This window comes from Streptomyces sp. TP-A0356 (assembly GCF_001417775.1).
In the GTDB taxonomy this organism is placed as follows: Bacteria; Actinomycetota; Actinomycetes; order Streptomycetales; family Streptomycetaceae; genus Streptomyces.
On sequence record NZ_BBZJ01000021.1, the window covers coordinates 21,353 to 36,053 of the forward strand.

Below are 14,701 nucleotides of genomic sequence, written 5' to 3' on the forward strand. Positions count from 1 at the left end.
GGAGCGGGCCCTTCGACGTGGAGCAACTGGGGGGTGGCGCGGCCGCTCGACCGGTCGCCGGGAGCGGAAGCCTCGCTGGTGACAGATTGGGCGCTGCGGCGGCCCCGCGCCACATCCGCCGCGGTATTCGGGACGCCGGGACCGGAGGATGGCCGTTGAGCTGGGCGAACACCGTCGCTTGCGCACATGGTCCGGGACGCGGACGAGGCCCCGGCCGAGCTGAGACATCACGGTGCCGGCGCCCTGGGCCCGGGACCGGCTCCTGTCACCCCTCCGTACCGAACCACAGCTCGGCGAGTGCTTCGAGGCGCGGTTCGGCCGGGGTCGGCAGTTCCCGCAGGTACAGGGGCAGGTCGCTGTACCTGTGCAGCAGTGCGTACGCGAGCAGCTGGTACGGGTCGTGCGGCGCGCGCCCGTAGGCCTCGTAGAAGCGGCGGAGTTGGCGCGGGTCGGCGCGGGTGATGAACAGGCCGACGCTGGCGAAGTCGTAGGCCGGGTCGCCGATCATGGCGGGCTCGAAGTCGAACAGGCCGGTCAGCCGGCGGCCGTCGCGCATGTCGATGGTCAGGTGCTCGCGCATGAACTCGGTGTGCAGCAGGGCGAGTCCGGTGGAGGTGGGCAGCGGCACGGAGTCCAGGAAGGCCGGAATCTGGCTCAGCCAGGGCTCGGGGGTGCCGTTGCGGCGGTGGTGGTCCAGCATGTGTGCGCGTCGGCGGCGCAGGAACGAGGGCCAGTCCGAGGGACCCACGACATCCGTCAGCGGCGCGTAGTCCCTCGCGTGCAGCGCGGCCAGTGTCCCGGCGGCCTCCGTCACGATCCGGTCCTTCTCCGCCGCGGTGAGCCGCGGCCAGGCGTCGTGGACGCTCAGCCCGCGCAGCCGGGACATCAGCACGAACCGCCAGCCGTTGTGGTACTCGTCCGTTGCGAGCAACCGCGGTGTGGGAAGCGGCAGCTGGCCCCACAGGTGGGCCAACACGCGTGCCTCGGTGACCGCTTCGGCCGTCTCGAACCGCGGATACAGCTTCAGCACCATGTCGCCCCCCAGCGCGTACACGGGCCGGGAACCGTCGTCGAAACGCCGTAAGGCGAGGCCGACGAGCCCCATTTGGTCGCACAGGTCCAGTGCGGCCGGCCGCAGCAGTGCCTCGTCCGAGACCATCGCTTCCAACTGGTCGTACGTGTCCACCGAGGGCAGCATGCGCCGCATGCTAGGGCCCCTGACGGTCGTCCGTACGGCGAAACCCGTCAGTCCCACCAGAAGGACCACACCCGTTGGCCGAGGACCTCGTGCCCGGCGTACGCGGAGAGCGTCTCGTGGTGCCCCTGCGTGATGTTGTCCGGACAGAACGCGAAGTGCTCGGCGGCCACCGCCTCCGCCTCGGCCGGGGTGGTGGGCGGCGCCGCGACCGAGAGGACCAGCTGGTCGAAGGTGAGCGCGACGACCCGTATGCCGAAGCGGTCCTCCCAGGAGCGGAGCACGGAGCACAGGACGGCAGTGTCGCTCTCGTGGTTCAGGGGACCGGTCCAGCCCATGGCCGCGGGGATGTCGGCGGAGCGGCGGGCGGGGACCAGGGCGAGGCGCGGCTCCTTGAACCAGGAGCCCTCGTCCAGGAGGGAGTCGGCGACCTCGGCGGCCCGCGCGTCCGGGTCGGCCGCCAGCCGGGGCCCGGCGGCGAGGCCGGGCCAGTCCGTGCCGGGCGCGTCCTCCGCGTACTCCTCCCAGAGCTCGGCCAGCACCTCCTCGGCGTGGTGGTCCCCGGGGTACGACATCTCCCCGGGCATCAGCTCCCACTCCTCCGGCCCGCCTTGGCTGCCGCCGACATCGACGAGCACCGGAAGCAGTCCCACCCGCGCGGCGGGCGAGCCCAGCCGCGCCCAGTTCCCCGAGGACGCCGGGCGCCCGGCGTGCCACAGCAGCGGCTCGTGCCACGGCCCGTCGTCCGTCGCGTCGATCAGTCTCCCGGGCGGGAGTTCAAGCCCGAGCGCGCGCCCGCTCGGGTCGGCCGCCAGCCTGGGCAGCGGGTTGGGAAGTGTCGCCATGCCAGTGACTGTAGGGCCAGCCACTGACATCGCACCTCAGCGGGCGGCGTACGCGGTGAACGCGGCCCAGGTGGCGGGGGTGACCTGGAGGATGGGGCCGGTGGGGTTCTTGGAGTCGCGGATGTGGACCGCCGTCTCGTGGGTGGACTCGCGGTCCGTGCAGGCGACTTCGAGGCACTGGCCGCCTTGATCGCTGCTGTAGCTCGATTTGAACCACTCAAGTGCGGTGCTCATTGCTCTCCTACCAGACGGCCCAGCAGGCTTCTGGAGTCCTCGATGGTGAGGGCCTGCGTCCGCAGCATCGCATATTTGCGCGCCAGGATGGACACCTCGTCCGGGGCCGAAACCCACTGGCTGCCGCGTTGCGATTCGGTGTAGGCGAGATGCTGGTGGTCGGCCGTTTCCAGGAGGGTGAACGGGCCGGCCGTTCCGACGTGCGACGTACGGTTCAGCGGCAGGATCTGCAGGGACAGGCCGGGGAATTCGGCGTACTCGTACAGGTGCTTCAACTGGGCGAGGTGCGTCTCGCGGCCTCCGATGGGCATGACCAGCGCTGGCTCCCAGACAACGAAGCTCAGCGTCGGAGGGACCTTGCGGTGCAGGATCTCCTGGCGCCCGATCCGGGCGGCGATCCTGGCCTCCAACGCGTCATCGTCGTACGGCGGAAGGTGGCTTCTCAGCAGCGCGCGCGCATACGCCTCGGTCTGGAGCAGGCCAGGGACGACCAAGGCGTCGTACCAGGACAGGGCGATCGCCTCGCGCTCATGCAGCATGTACTGCTCGGCGAACAACGGGAACTGATCGATCTCCGGCAGATTGGCCACCCCCGCCGACAACATTCCCTTCGTCCCCAGGAGTTCATCCAGTAACTCCGCCAGATCCGGCTTCAGCGGACGTCGGCCCTGCTCGATCGACGCGATCGTCTCCTCGTCGAGCATCAGCCGCTCGCCGAGGGCCCGTTGCGTGAGTCCCGCGGCGCGGCGCGCCGTGCTGAGCTGGACGCCCAGCATCCGCATGGCCGAGAAGTTCTTCTTCCGTGGAGGCTTCCTGGAGTTCATGCTGGTCCAACTCCCCACGCTGCCCGTACGCGACCCCGAACGAACCCGTACAAACAATCTGTACGGGTTCACCGAGTGATCCACGGTAGTCACTCTCCGCGACACTCGCGCCGTGAACGAGACGATCCAACTCCCGCCCCTGCGCGAGAGGTTCTTCCACCGTGACCGCCGATCCGTTCCGGCCGCCCGGCGGTTCGCCCACGAGACCCTGACCGGCTGGGGGCTCGCCGAAGGCGACCGCAGCGACGACGTGTTGCTGTGCGTCAGCGAGCTGGCGACCAACGCGTTGCTCCACGGGGTACCGCCCGGCCGTCACTTCCGGGTGTTCCTGCGGTACGACGGTGCCGTGCTGCGCGTGGAGGTGCACGACAGCGGTCCCGGCGTCCCGCGCATCGCCGACCAGGGCGACGAGGGCGGGCGCGGGCTGCTGCTGGTCGCCGCGCTCGCCGACAAGTGGGGTGTCGGCGAGCGGGCACTCGGCAAGGTGGTGTGGTGCGAGTTCGCTTCCGCACCACCCGGGGACGTCACCAGGTGAGGGCGTCGGCCACGCTGGACTGCCAGTACGTCGCGGTCAGCTTGCTGTCGTAGTACACGCCCTTGGCGGGCAGGTTGACGGTGGCCGAAGGGCCTGCGTCGCTGCGCGGGGTGCGCCCCTGGAAGATGACGGTCAGCTTGTGGCCCGTGGTTCCAATCTCTCCGCTGCCGTCGGTGGCGGAGAGGCGTACGCCCGCGTATCCGGACTGGCCGGGGGCGAGCGTGGTCACGGCCTGCGGCCGGCTCTCCTCGAACGCTCCCGGCGCCCACTGCATCTCGTCGAACTGCAGGATGGGGTAGTACGTCAGGTCGCACGGCCGGGAGCCGGTGTTCTTGACGGTGATCAGCATGTGGTTGAGGGGGCGGGACACCTCTTTGGCGGTGACGCGGGTGTTGGCGCCGTTGCAGATGACGGGCGTCGCGGTCGTCGTGCCGTGGCCCGTACCGGAGCCGGAGGAGCGGCCCGTGGAGCCCTTGCCGGTCCCCGTGCCCTTGTGGGACGCGTCCGAGCCCTTCGCGGCCGAAGAACCGGAGCTCGAGCCGGTGTTCGAGGTCGTGGTGCCCGGTGCGTCGGGGCTCTGGGCGGGGGACGACGCGGTGGGCGCCGACGACGACCTCCCCTCGTCATGCGTGCCCGTGCCGTTCTGGCACGCCGTGAGGGCAAGTGCCGCGAGCGCGACGGTGGTGGTGGCGAGCAGCCCGGTGCGGGTGCGGCGGGAGCCGGCGGTGGGGAAGGCGCGCATGACTGGATACCTCGTTCACAGTTCGGGATGACGCGTGCCGCCCGGCCGGTCGGCGGGAGCGGCGTGCTTGGATGGGATGGAGCCTGGGGGGTCATGTGTCCCAGCCGCCACGACCGGCGGACGATGAGGGACGCTGGAACGCCCGTAACGGCTCTGAGCTGGGAGAACGAGGTGTCCCTGGAACGCCGGCCGGGACATACGGGGAGCGGAGGAGTGGTGTCGGGGGTGGATGCGGCAGACGCGTTCGGGCAGCTGCTGAGGGAGTTGAAGGAGCGGTCCGGGCTGAGCTACGGGCTGCTGGCCAAGCGGCTCCACATGAGTACGTCGACGCTGCACCGGTACTGCAACGGGGACGTCGTTCCGACGGACTACGCGCCTGTGGAGCGGCTGGCCCGGCTCTGCAAGGCGTCGCCCGAGGAACTGGTCGAGCTGCACCGCCGATGGGTGCTGGCCGACGCGGTGCGGGAGAGGAAGAGCAGAGCTGCCGCCGTCCAGGAGGCGCGTGCCGTCGAGCCGGACGCGGGTGCCGAGCCGGGGCCGGAGCGGAGCACCGTGGGCCAGGCAGGCGGTGCCGAAGAACCGGCGCACGAGCCCGGCGGTACCGGAGAATCGGCGCACGAGCCGGGGCCCGAGCCCGGTCGGGATGCCGGATCCGCAGGTTCCGCCGGTCGGGCCGTCGGCCGTTCGGGGCCGGACTCTGCCCCAGGTCTTCACTCCCGTCGGCACTCCCGCCGGCGCATCCGCTCCGCGGTGCTCGTCCCGGTCGGTGCCCTCGCGGTCCTGGGTGCCACCGCGCTCGCGTGGAGCCCCTCCTTCGGCCTCGGAAGGGACGACGCCAAGAACCCCACGGGAATGTCGTCGGCCGTGGACCGGCGCCGGGCCGTGGACGGGGGAGGCGCAGGGGGCCCGGCGGCTCCCTCGCCGTCGCGGTCCGGCAAGGGCACGGGCAAGGAGGTCGACGGGAAGCGGAGCCCCGGCTCCGGCGCCGGGTCCGTGGCCCCGAGCACCGGTCCCGCCACCGCCCCGGCCGCCCAGGGCGACACCGCCTCGGCCGTACCCCTGACGGTCAACACCCGCCCGTACGCCTGGGAAGACGAGTGCAGCCAGCACTACCTGATCGACCGGTCGCCGCAGCGGGTGCCACCGCCGCCCGCCGAACAGGACGCGCCGGGCTGGGTGTCGGCGCTCGGCGCGGTGTCGTCCGGGGAGCAGTTCGTCGTGCTGACGGTGCAGGGCACCGGCGCGCCGACCGTGGTCCTGGAGGACCTGAGGGTCCGGGTGATCTCGTCGGACGCGCCCCTGGCCTGGAGCGACTACGCCATGGGCGTCGGCTGCGGCGGTGGCGTGGAGACGCACGCGTTCGGCGTCGACCTGGACGCGGGCCGTGCCTCGGCGGTGCCCTCCCAGGGGCAGCGCGACTTCCCGTTCAAGGTGAGCGAGTCCGACCCGGAGGTCTTCCGCGTCCGGGCCCGCACCGCGGCGCACGATGTGCGCTGGTACCTGGAACTGGAGTGGTCCAGCGGCTCACGGCACGGCACCGTCCGGATCGACGACCACGGCAAGCCGTTCCGGACGAGCGGAAACACGGGACGGCCCGGTTTTGACTTCCCGCTCGGCGGCGCGGAGTGGATCGCCCGGCAGGCCGGATGACACAAGAGAGCCCCGCTCCCCGGGTCGATCCCGGTGGGCGGGGCTCTTCGTGCTCGCGCAACCGGCGCGGCGTCAGAGACGCTCGGGCGTCCTGATACCCAGCAGGGCCATGCCCTCGTGGAGGGTGCGGGCGGTGACGTCGCACAGGAAGAGGCGGTTCTCGACCTGCTCCGGTGTCTCGGCCTTCAGGACCGGGCACTTGTCGTAGAAGGACGTGTACAGCGACGCCAGCTGGTAGAGGTAGGCGGCCAGCTTGTGCGGGGCGTACTCCCCCGCCGCCTCCGCCACCGTCTCCGCGAACTGGTCCACGTGCAGGCCCAGGGCGCGCTCCGCGTCGGTCAGTTCCAGCTCCGGGTGCGCGGCGGGGCGTACGTCGCCGGCCTTCCGCAGGATCGACTGGATACGGGCGTAGGCGTACTGGAGGTAGACGGACGTGTCGCCGTTCAGCGACACCATCTGGTCGAGGTCGAACTTGTAGTCGCGGTTCGCCGACGTCGACAGGTCCGCGTACTTGACCGCCCCGATGCCCACCTGGGCGCCGCGCTCGGCGATCTCCGCCTCGGACAGGTCCTGCGCCTTCTCCCGTACGACGGCGGAGGCGCGGTCGATCGCCTCGTCCAGCAGGTCCACCAGCCGTACGGTCTCGCCCTCACGGGTCTTGAACGGCTTGCCGTCCCTGCCGAGGACCGTGCCGAAGGCGAGCTGGAACGCCTTCACGTCGCCGTTCAGCCAGCCGGCCCGGCGGGCGGTCTCGAAGACCATCTTGAAGTGGAGCGACTGGCGGGCGTCCACCACGTAGACGATCGAGTTCGCCTTCAGGTTGAAGACGCGGTCGCGGATCGCGGACAGGTCCGTGGCCGCGTAGCCGTATCCGCCGTCCGACTTCTGCACGATCAGCGGGACCGGATTGCCGTCCGGGCCCGTGATGTCGTCGAAGAACACGCACAGGGCGCCCTCGGAGCGAACCGCCACGCCCGACTCCTCCAGGAGACGGCACGTCTCCCCAAGCATGTCGTTGTAGCCGGACTCGCCGACGATGTCGGGGTCGCGGACCTCCATGTCCAGCTTCTCGAAGACGGAGAAGAAGTAGATCTTCGACTCGTCGACGAACTTCTGCCACATGGCGAGCGTGTGCGGGTCGCCGGCCTGGAGGTCGACCACCCGGCGGCGGGCACGCGTCTTGAACTCCTCGTCGGAGTCGAACAGCCCCCGGGCCGCCTTGTAGAGGCGGCCGAGGTTCGACATCGCCTCTTCGCCGGTGACCTCGGCGGCCCTGTGGTCCAGCTCGTGCGGGTGCTCGTCCAGGTACTGGATGAGCATGCCGAACTGGGTGCCCCAGTCGCCGATGTGGTGGCGGCGGATCACCGTCTCGCCGGTGAACTCCAGGAGCTTGACCACGGAGTCGCCGATCACCGCGGAGCGGAGGTGGCCGACGTGCATCTCCTTCGCCACGTTCGGCTGGGCGTAGTCGACGACCGTCGTGCCCGGGTTCCCGGCGTACGGCACGCCGAGGCGGGCCTCCGGGTCGGCGGCGCGGGCGGCGAGGTTCTCGGTGATCGCCCTGTCGGTGACCGTGATGTTGAGGAAGCCGGGGCCGGAGACCGCGACCTCCTTGATCAGGTCACCGGTGACGACGTTGTCCACGACCTGGGTCGCCAGTTCGCGCGGGTTCGCCTTGGCCTTCTTCGCGAGTGCGAGGATCCCGTTGGCCTGGAAGTCGGCCCGGTCGCTTCGTCGCAGCAGCGGGTCCGCTTCGGCGGTCTCCGGCAGGGCGGCCGAGAGGGCGTTCGCGAGGCGCTGGTGGACGGAAGCGGTGAGGGACGTGACCGAGGCCATAGGAGTGGGTGCCGTTCTCCTCGTGCGAATGGATAGACCCAGCCAGTATCCCATGGGGGGTAAAGCGAATTTTCCGGTCGCGGACTGAACGCGCATCCGTGTCCGCTCGTCCCCTGGTGAGGGGGGGCGGTAAGGCGTTGAGAAGGCGTTTTCGTGGATGTGGCCCCGCCTGGGACAATAGAGCGGTCAGCCGTGCGACCGTACCGGCTGCTCATGGAGAACTTTCAGGGAAGAGGACGTGCCGATCGTGGCTCAGAGCACCGAGACCACCGACTGGGTCTCCCGTTTCGCGGATGAGGTCATCGAGGAGTCGGAGCGTCGGGCCCCTGGCAAACCGGTCGTCGTCGCGTCGGGGCTGTCGCCGTCCGGGCCGATCCACCTGGGCAACCTCCGCGAGGTCATGACCCCGCACCTCGTCGCCGACGAGATCCGCCGCCGTGGGTACGAGGTGCGGCACCTGATCTCCTGGGACGACTACGACCGGTACCGGAAGGTGCCGGCCGGTGTCGCGGGTGTCGACGAGTCGTGGGCCGAGCACATCGGCAAGCCGCTCACCTCCGTCCCGGCCCCGGCGGGTTCCCCGTACCCGAACTGGGCCGAGCACTTCAAGGCCGCGATGAGCGCCTCGCTGGCCGAGCTGGGCGTGGAGTTCGACGGCATCAGCCAGACCGAGCAGTACACCTCCGGCGTGTACCGGGACCAGATCCTGCACGCGATCAAGCACCGCGGCGACATCGACGCGATCCTCGCCCAGTACCGGACCAAGCCGAAGGCCGCCAAGAAGCAGCAGAAGCCCGTCGACGAGGCCGAGCTGGAGGCCGAGGAGGGCTCGGGCGCCGCCGCCGAGGACGACGGCAGCTCCGGCTCCGCCGGGTACTTCCCGTACAAGCCGTACTGCGGCAACTGCGAGAAGGACCTCACCACCGTCACCGCCTACGACGACGACACGACCGAGCTGACGTACGCGTGCACCGCGTGCGGCTTCTCCGAGACGGTCCGGCTGAGCGAGTTCAACCGCGGCAAGCTGGTCTGGAAGGTCGACTGGCCGATGCGGTGGGCCTACGAGGGCGTCATCTTCGAGCCGAGCGGTGTCGACCACTCGTCCCCGGGTTCGTCGTTCCAGGTCGGTGGGCAGATCGTCGGGATCTTCGGCGGCAAGCAGCCGATCGGCCCCATGTACGCCTTCGTCGGCATCTCCGGCATGGCGAAGATGTCGTCGTCCCGCGGTGGCGTGCCCACCCCCGGCGACGCGCTGCAGATCATGGAGCCCCAGATCCTGCGCTGGCTGTACGCCCGCCGCAGGCCCAACCAGTCCTTCAAGATCGCCTTCGACCAGGAGATCCAGCGCCTGTACGACGAGTGGGACAAGCTGGCGGGCAAGGTCGCCGACGGCTCCGCGCTGCCGGCCGACGTGGCCGCGTACACGCGGGCGGTCGGCACGGCCGCCGGTGAGCTGCCGCGCACCCCCCGCCCGCTGCCGTACCGCACGCTCGCGTCCGTCGCCGACATCACCGCCGGCCACCAGGACCAGGCCCTGCGCATCCTGTCCGACCTCGACCCGGCCGACCCGCTCGCCTCGCTCGACGAGGCCCGGCCGCGGTACGACAAGGCGGAGGCCTGGATCAACACGCACGTTCCGGCCGACCAGCGCACCATCGTCCGTGCCGAGCCCGACGCCGAACTGCTGAAGTCGCTCGACGAGCAGGCCCAGCAGTCGCTGCGGCTGCTGCTCGACGGGCTGGAGGAGCACTGGTCGCTGGACGGCCTGACCCACCTCGTGTACGGCGTGCCCAAGGTCCAGGCCGGGTTCTCCGCCGACGCCACGCCCAAGGAGCTGCCGCCCGAGATCAAGACCGCCCAGCGGTCGTTCTTCGCGCTGCTGTACCACCTGCTGGTGGGGCGGGACACCGGGCCGCGGCTGCCCACCCTGCTGCTCGCGGTGGGGCAGGACCGGGTCCGGAGGCTGCTCGGGGAGTGAACCCGGCCGAGAGGCCCCCGTACGGGACCGTACGGGGGCCTCTCGCTCACGTGCTCATGCGATGTGGTCCTCTTCGAGTTCCACGGCGTGGCGGTTCTGGAAGCGCAGGACCATGCGCTTGGCGTCGGCGTCCGGGACGGGGACGCCGTACGTCGCCTCGACGTTGTCACTGAACTCGCGCGGGGTCGGGTAGCCGCTGCCGTTACTGATCGACTGCTTGAAGACCTGGTAGTAGGCCTCCTCGTCCGGTTCCGTACCGCCACCCTCGCCGAGCTGGCGGGTGCGGTTCGGGCCGGCCGGGATGGGGAAGCTGCCGGTGTCCTCCGGAGAGGGCTCCTGGACGGGGGGCTGCTGCCGCTGTTGCTCCCGGTACTGCTGCGCCTGGTACTGCTGCTCCCGGTAGCGCTGCGCCTGGTAGCGCTGCTGCTCCTGCTCCTCGTACCACTGCCAGTGCTCTTCCTCCGGGTCGTAGGAAGGCTCCGGTTCGTACGTCGGGTCGTAGCCGCCTTGGTACTCGATCTGCTGCGGGGCCTCGAACCAGGGGTTCTGGTCCGGGTCCGGTGCCTGTTCCGGTTGCCCGTGGTTCGGGTTGCCCTCCAGCTGGGGACGCTGCCCGCCGGCGGGTGCCGCCTTCTGCGGGACGGGTGCCGCCCCGGCGGCCCGACTGTCCGCAACCGGGTCCAGCTGGGGCGCCGGCGGTATCAGCGCCGGTTCTATGCCCGCCGCCGCCAGGCCCGCCGCGGCCGTGTCCGCCAGGGGGACGCCGTAGCGGGCCAGCCGCAGGGGCATCAGGGACTCCACCGGAGCCTTGCGCCGCCAGGCGCGGCCGAAGCGGGAGCGCAGCCGGGCCTGGTAGACGAGACGTTCCTGCTCCAGCTTGATGACCTGCTCGTAGGAGCGCAGCTCCCACAGCTTCATACGGCGCCAGAGCAGGAACGTGGGGAGCGGCGAGAGCAGCCAGCGGGTCAGGCGGACGCCCTCCATGTGCTTGTCCGCCGTGATGTCCGCGATCCGGCCGATCGCGTGGCGGGCCGCCTCGACGGCGACCACGAACAGCACCGGGATCACCGCGTGCATGCCCACACCCAGCGGGTCCGGCCAGGCCGCCGCGCCGTTGAACGCGATCGTCGCCGCCGTCAGCAGCCATGCCGTCTGGCGCAGCAGGGGGAAGGGGATGCGGATCCAGGTCAGCAGCAGGTCCAGGGCCAGCAGGACGCAGATGCCCGCGTCGATGCCGATCGGGAAGACGTAACTGAAGTTCCCGAAGCCCTTCTTGATGGCCAGCTCGCGGACGGCCGCGTACGAGCCCGCGAAGCCGATCCCGGCGATGATGACGGCACCGGTGACGACCACGCCGATGAGAACCCGGTGCATCCGTGTCAGCTGCAGTGGCGCGGCCACCTGTACTCCCCTCCCAATGCGGGTTGTTGCGCGCAACAGGGTGGCACACACTTATGGCGAACGGGTGGCCGGTATGGCGGCAGCCCGGCCCGCGCGGGCCGGGCTTCGGCAACTGTCCTGGTGACGCTACGACTTCGGCGACAGCCGGGTCAGCTCGTCTTCGAGGCCGACGCGGACGGGGACGCGCTCTTCGACGGGGCCACGGACGCCGACTTCGACGGCGAGGCACCCTTCGACGGGGACGCGCCCGCCTTGCCGCCGGTTCCGTTCGCGGCGGACACCGCGGACACCGCCTCCTTGACGGCGTTCTCCGCCGCCTTCGTCAGGTCGTCCGCGCTCGGTGCTGTTTCGCCGGCCAGGCCCGCGCCGTTGTAGTCGAGGGTGATGACGACGTTCTGCACGCGCGCCACGACCGTCTGCTGCTTGAAGGAGCCTTCCTTCTTCTTCAGGTCGTAGCGCACCGCCGTCGCCTCGTCACCCGTCCCGGCCACCGGCTCCGTCCTGGTGTTCTGGGCGCCCTGGACGGACCGGGCGTCCTGCACCTGCTTGGTGTAGTACTGCCGCGCGAGCTTGTTGCCGTCGCCGCGCGAGGCGTCCGACTCGAAGCGCAGCAGGGAGACGTTGAGCCAGCGGAACTGGGAGCCCTTGACGCCGTTGTTCTCCAGGCTGCTCCACGAGCAGCTGGAACGCGTCCCCTTGGCGTCCGACGTGCCCTGGTTGCCGGACTTCGCCCCGTTCGGCACCAGATCGCCCAGGGTCTTGCCGGACAGGACGGAGCAGGGTCCGGGCAGCGTCGAGTACGCGGCCGGCTGCACGGCGTTGGCCGAGGCGCTGTGCGAGGGCTTCGCGCTCGGGGTCTGCTTCTGCTTGGCGTCGGCGGCCGAGCCGGAGCCGGAGTTGGAGGAGCAGCCGGCGGCGACGAGCACCGCCGGGACGGCGGCCGCGCAGACGAGGAGGCGGCGAAGGCGCGGGCCCCGGGGGCCCTGCTGCCGCTCGCCCCGAGCGGCCAGGGCGCTCGGATCGTGCTGATCTCGCTGGTCTCGCTGTGCAGGTCGGTGCATGGTTCCTTCACTCATGACGCTCGTGGATCGTGCGGTCGGATCGGGTCCGAGGGGCCACGGTACGCGGTGGGGACGCATGCGGTGCGAGGTTCGGTTCCCTGGCCGGGGCGCGGCGCGGGTGTCCGTCAGCCGAGCGAACCGTCCAGCTGTTCGGCCAGTTTCCGGGCCCTGTCCTGCATGTCCTTGCTGCTCGGGGCGGATCCGGTGGTGGTCGGCTGCTCGGTGTACTCGATGGTCACGATCACGTTGGACGTGCGGAACACCACAGTCACCGTGCGCTGTCGGGCGGTGCTCAGCTGGTCGTTCAGGAACGCGTCGTCGCCGAGGTTGTCGAGGGTGCGCGGCTGGAGGTCGGACGCGGTCCCGGTGCCGGAGGGGCTCCCGGAGGCCGAAGCGGAGGTCGAAGCTGAGGCCGAAGCGGAGGCCGAAGCTGAGGCCGACCCGGAAGCGGAGGAGGGCGCCGCGGGAGAGGCGGAGCGGGAAGCGGAGGGCGTGGCGCTCGGGCTGCCGGGCGTGCCGCTCGCCGAGGAGCTGGAACCGGGACTTGAACTGGCACTGGGCTCGGGCAGGCCCGCGGCCATCTGCTTGGTGGCGTAGACCTCGTGGGCGCGGTTGTCGTCGCTGACCGTGCTGTCGTACGACACCACTCGCTCGAAGCCGACGGACAGATGGTCGGTGCCGTCGGCCGACTCGGCCTTCCAACGGCAGCCGGTGCGGCGGTCGTTGTCGTAGGTGAGCTCGGCCTCGCCCTGGTACGCCTGGTCGCGCTGCGCCTGGTCCGTGATCCGCTTGATGCCTGGCAGGAGCGAGTCGAGGGAGCCGCGACTCACCGCGCTGCAGGCCTCGGCGAGGGTGCGGTACTTGCCGGGCTGAGCGGCGGACGCGCTCCGGGTGGCGCCGCCGGCCTTGGCGTCCGTCGCCGTGCCGCCGCTGCCGGAGCCGCCGGTGCAGGCGGCCAGCAATGCCGCCAGGAGCACGGCCGCGCCCGGTACGTACGCCTTCCGCTGCACGGTGAGGCTCCTCTCGACGGTTCCGCGGGCCGATGGGCCCGCTGGTTAATCGGTTGCCGCGTGGGGCGGCCCCCTGGAGACAATGTCTATCGCACGCACCACCGTGGACGCCGGTCCGTTGTCCCTTACGTAGACCTTGGCTCCGGTATGTGCGATTCGATACTTGTGGTGTCTTTCGGGGGAATGAGGAAGAGATGTCGTACATAGAGGTGCCGGGGGCGCGGGTCCCGATCCGTATGTGGACCGACCCGGCGACGGTCGAGGGCTCCGCGATGCAGCAGCTGCAGAACGTGGCGACACTGCCGTGGATCAAGGGCCTCGCGGTCATGCCGGACGTCCACTACGGCAAGGGGGCGACGGTCGGCTCGGTCATCGCGATGCGCGGCGCGGTGTGCCCGGCCGCGGTCGGGGTGGACATCGGCTGCGGAATGTCGGCGGTGAGGACCTCGCTCACGGTGAACGATCTGCCGGGGGATCTGTCGCGGCTGCGGTCGAGGATCGAGCAGGCGATTCCGGTGGGGCGCGGGATGCATGACGATCCGGTCGACCCCGGCCGGTTCCACGGCGTGGCCACCTCCGGGTGGGACGACTTCTGGGGGCGGTTCGACGGGGTCGCGGAGGCCGTGAAGTTCCGTGCGGAGCGCGCGACGAAGCAGATGGGGACGCTCGGGTCCGGGAACCACTTCGTCGAAGTCTGCACGGACACGACCGGCGCGGTCTGGCTGATGCTGCACTCCGGTTCCCGCAACATCGGCAAGGAACTGGCCGAGCACCACATCGGCGTGGCCCAGAAGCTTCCGCACAACCAGGGCCTGGTCGACCGCGACCTCGCCGTCTTCGTCGCGGACACCCCGCAGATGGCGGCGTACCGCAACGACCTGTACTGGGCGCAGGAGTACGCGAAGTACAACCGCACGCTGATGATGGCGCTCCTGAAGGACGTGGTCCGCAAGGAGTTCAAGAAGGCGAAGCCGGCCTTCGAGCCGGAGATCTCCTGCCACCACAACTACGTCGCGGAGGAGCGGTACGAGGGCATGGACCTGCTCGTGACCCGCAAGGGCGCGATCCGTGCGGGCTCCGGCGAGTACGGCATCATCCCGGGCTCGATGGGCACGGGTTCGTACATCGTGAAGGGTCTCGGCAACGAGAGGGCGTTCAACTCCGCTTCGCACGGCGCGGGTCGGCGCATGAGCCGCAACGCGGCCAAGCGCCGCTTCACGGCCAAGGACCTGGAGGACCAGACGCGGGGCGTGGAGTGCCGCAAGGACTCCGGCGTGGTGGACGAGATCCCGAGCGCGTACAAGCCCATCGAGCAGGTGATCGAGCAGCAGGGCGACCTCGTGGAGGTCGTGGCCAAGCTGAAGCAGGTCGTCTGTGTGAAGGGCTGACG

General features: G+C 70.5%; 14 protein-coding genes. 5 read left to right on the forward strand and 9 right to left on the reverse strand.

Annotated features, from left to right (window positions below; genetic code table 11):
* Positions 1–265 precede the first annotated feature (265 nt).
* Genes ASC56_RS20955 through ASC56_RS20970 form a run of 4 tightly spaced genes read right to left on the reverse strand, consistent with a single transcriptional unit; the run spans position 266 to position 3,056 of the window.
* Positions 266–1,198, reverse strand: coding sequence for a phosphotransferase family protein (locus ASC56_RS20955; RefSeq protein WP_055493367.1), 933 nt, complete (start codon positions 1,196–1,198; stop codon positions 266–268).
* A gap of 47 nt (positions 1,199–1,245) precedes the next feature.
* Complete coding sequence (locus tag ASC56_RS20960; protein ID WP_055493039.1) at positions 1,246–2,040, reverse strand: DUF4253 domain-containing protein; 795 nt, start codon at positions 2,038–2,040, stop codon at positions 1,246–1,248.
* Positions 2,041–2,076: 36 nt separating this feature from the next.
* Entirely contained in the window at positions 2,077–2,274 is a 198-nt protein-coding gene (locus tag ASC56_RS20965) for a DUF397 domain-containing protein (RefSeq protein WP_055493040.1), read from the reverse strand.
* Complete coding sequence (locus ASC56_RS20970) at positions 2,271–3,056, reverse strand: helix-turn-helix transcriptional regulator (protein ID WP_234377022.1); 786 nt, start codon at positions 3,054–3,056, stop codon at positions 2,271–2,273. The genes ASC56_RS20965 and ASC56_RS20970 overlap by 4 nt, the downstream gene beginning before the upstream one ends.
* Here ASC56_RS20970 and ASC56_RS42020 point away from each other — a divergent pair.
* Both ASC56_RS42020 and ASC56_RS20975 read left to right on the forward strand, forming a co-directional pair.
* Positions 3,004–3,177 carry a hypothetical protein gene (locus ASC56_RS42020; RefSeq protein ID WP_234377027.1) on the forward strand — a complete coding sequence of 58 codons (174 nt, stop codon included), beginning with the start codon at positions 3,004–3,006 and terminating at the stop codon, positions 3,175–3,177. The genes ASC56_RS20970 and ASC56_RS42020 overlap by 53 nt on opposite strands.
* A 33-nt stretch (positions 3,178–3,210) precedes the next feature.
* On the forward strand, positions 3,211–3,633 hold the full coding sequence (locus tag ASC56_RS20975; protein WP_055493042.1) for an ATP-binding protein: 423 nt from the start codon (positions 3,211–3,213) through the stop codon (positions 3,631–3,633).
* On the opposite strand, the gene ASC56_RS20980 is transcribed toward ASC56_RS20975, so the two are convergent.
* Complete coding sequence (locus tag ASC56_RS20980; protein ID WP_055493043.1) at positions 3,623–4,375, reverse strand: DUF4232 domain-containing protein; 753 nt, start codon at positions 4,373–4,375, stop codon at positions 3,623–3,625. The two genes, ASC56_RS20975 and ASC56_RS20980, sit on opposite strands and share 11 nt — an antisense overlap.
* A gap of 225 nt (positions 4,376–4,600) precedes the next feature.
* Between ASC56_RS20980 and ASC56_RS20985 the strand changes: the two genes are divergently transcribed.
* Positions 4,601–6,025, forward strand: coding sequence for a transcriptional regulator (locus ASC56_RS20985; protein WP_055493044.1), 1,425 nt, complete (start codon positions 4,601–4,603; stop codon positions 6,023–6,025).
* 72 nt (positions 6,026–6,097) lie between these two features.
* Here the strand turns inward: ASC56_RS20985 and argS are convergent, their stop codons facing one another.
* Positions 6,098–7,861 carry an arginine--tRNA ligase gene (gene argS / locus ASC56_RS20990; RefSeq protein WP_055493045.1) on the reverse strand — a complete coding sequence of 588 codons (1,764 nt, stop codon included), beginning with the start codon at positions 7,859–7,861 and terminating at the stop codon, positions 6,098–6,100.
* Between the two features lie 238 nt (positions 7,862–8,099).
* Here argS and lysS point away from each other — a divergent pair, with 238 nt between their 5' ends.
* Positions 8,100–9,839, forward strand: a complete 1,740-nt coding sequence (gene lysS, locus ASC56_RS20995) for a lysine--tRNA ligase (RefSeq protein WP_055493046.1) — start codon at positions 8,100–8,102, stop codon at positions 9,837–9,839.
* A gap of 54 nt (positions 9,840–9,893) precedes the next feature.
* Here lysS and ASC56_RS21000 read toward each other — a convergent pair whose 3' ends face one another.
* From ASC56_RS21000 to ASC56_RS21010, 3 genes are all read right to left on the reverse strand, one after another.
* Positions 9,894–11,240 carry a DUF2637 domain-containing protein gene (locus tag ASC56_RS21000; RefSeq protein ID WP_234377009.1) on the reverse strand — a complete coding sequence of 449 codons (1,347 nt, stop codon included), beginning with the start codon at positions 11,238–11,240 and terminating at the stop codon, positions 9,894–9,896.
* A 149-nt stretch (positions 11,241–11,389) separates the two neighbouring features.
* Positions 11,390–12,301, reverse strand: coding sequence for a DUF3558 domain-containing protein (locus ASC56_RS21005; RefSeq protein WP_234377010.1), 912 nt, complete (start codon positions 12,299–12,301; stop codon positions 11,390–11,392).
* Between the two features lie 125 nt (positions 12,302–12,426).
* Positions 12,427–13,311: a hypothetical protein gene (locus ASC56_RS21010; RefSeq protein WP_055493048.1), complete on the reverse strand. Its 885-nt coding sequence runs from the start codon at positions 13,309–13,311 to the stop codon at positions 12,427–12,429.
* A gap of 194 nt (positions 13,312–13,505) precedes the next feature.
* Here ASC56_RS21010 and ASC56_RS21015 point away from each other — a divergent pair, with 194 nt between their 5' ends.
* The gene (locus tag ASC56_RS21015; protein WP_055493049.1) at positions 13,506–14,699 is read left to right on the forward strand and encodes an RtcB family protein; all 1,194 of its coding nucleotides are present in this window, start codon (positions 13,506–13,508) and stop codon (positions 14,697–14,699) included.
* Positions 14,700–14,701: the final 2 nt, after the last annotated feature.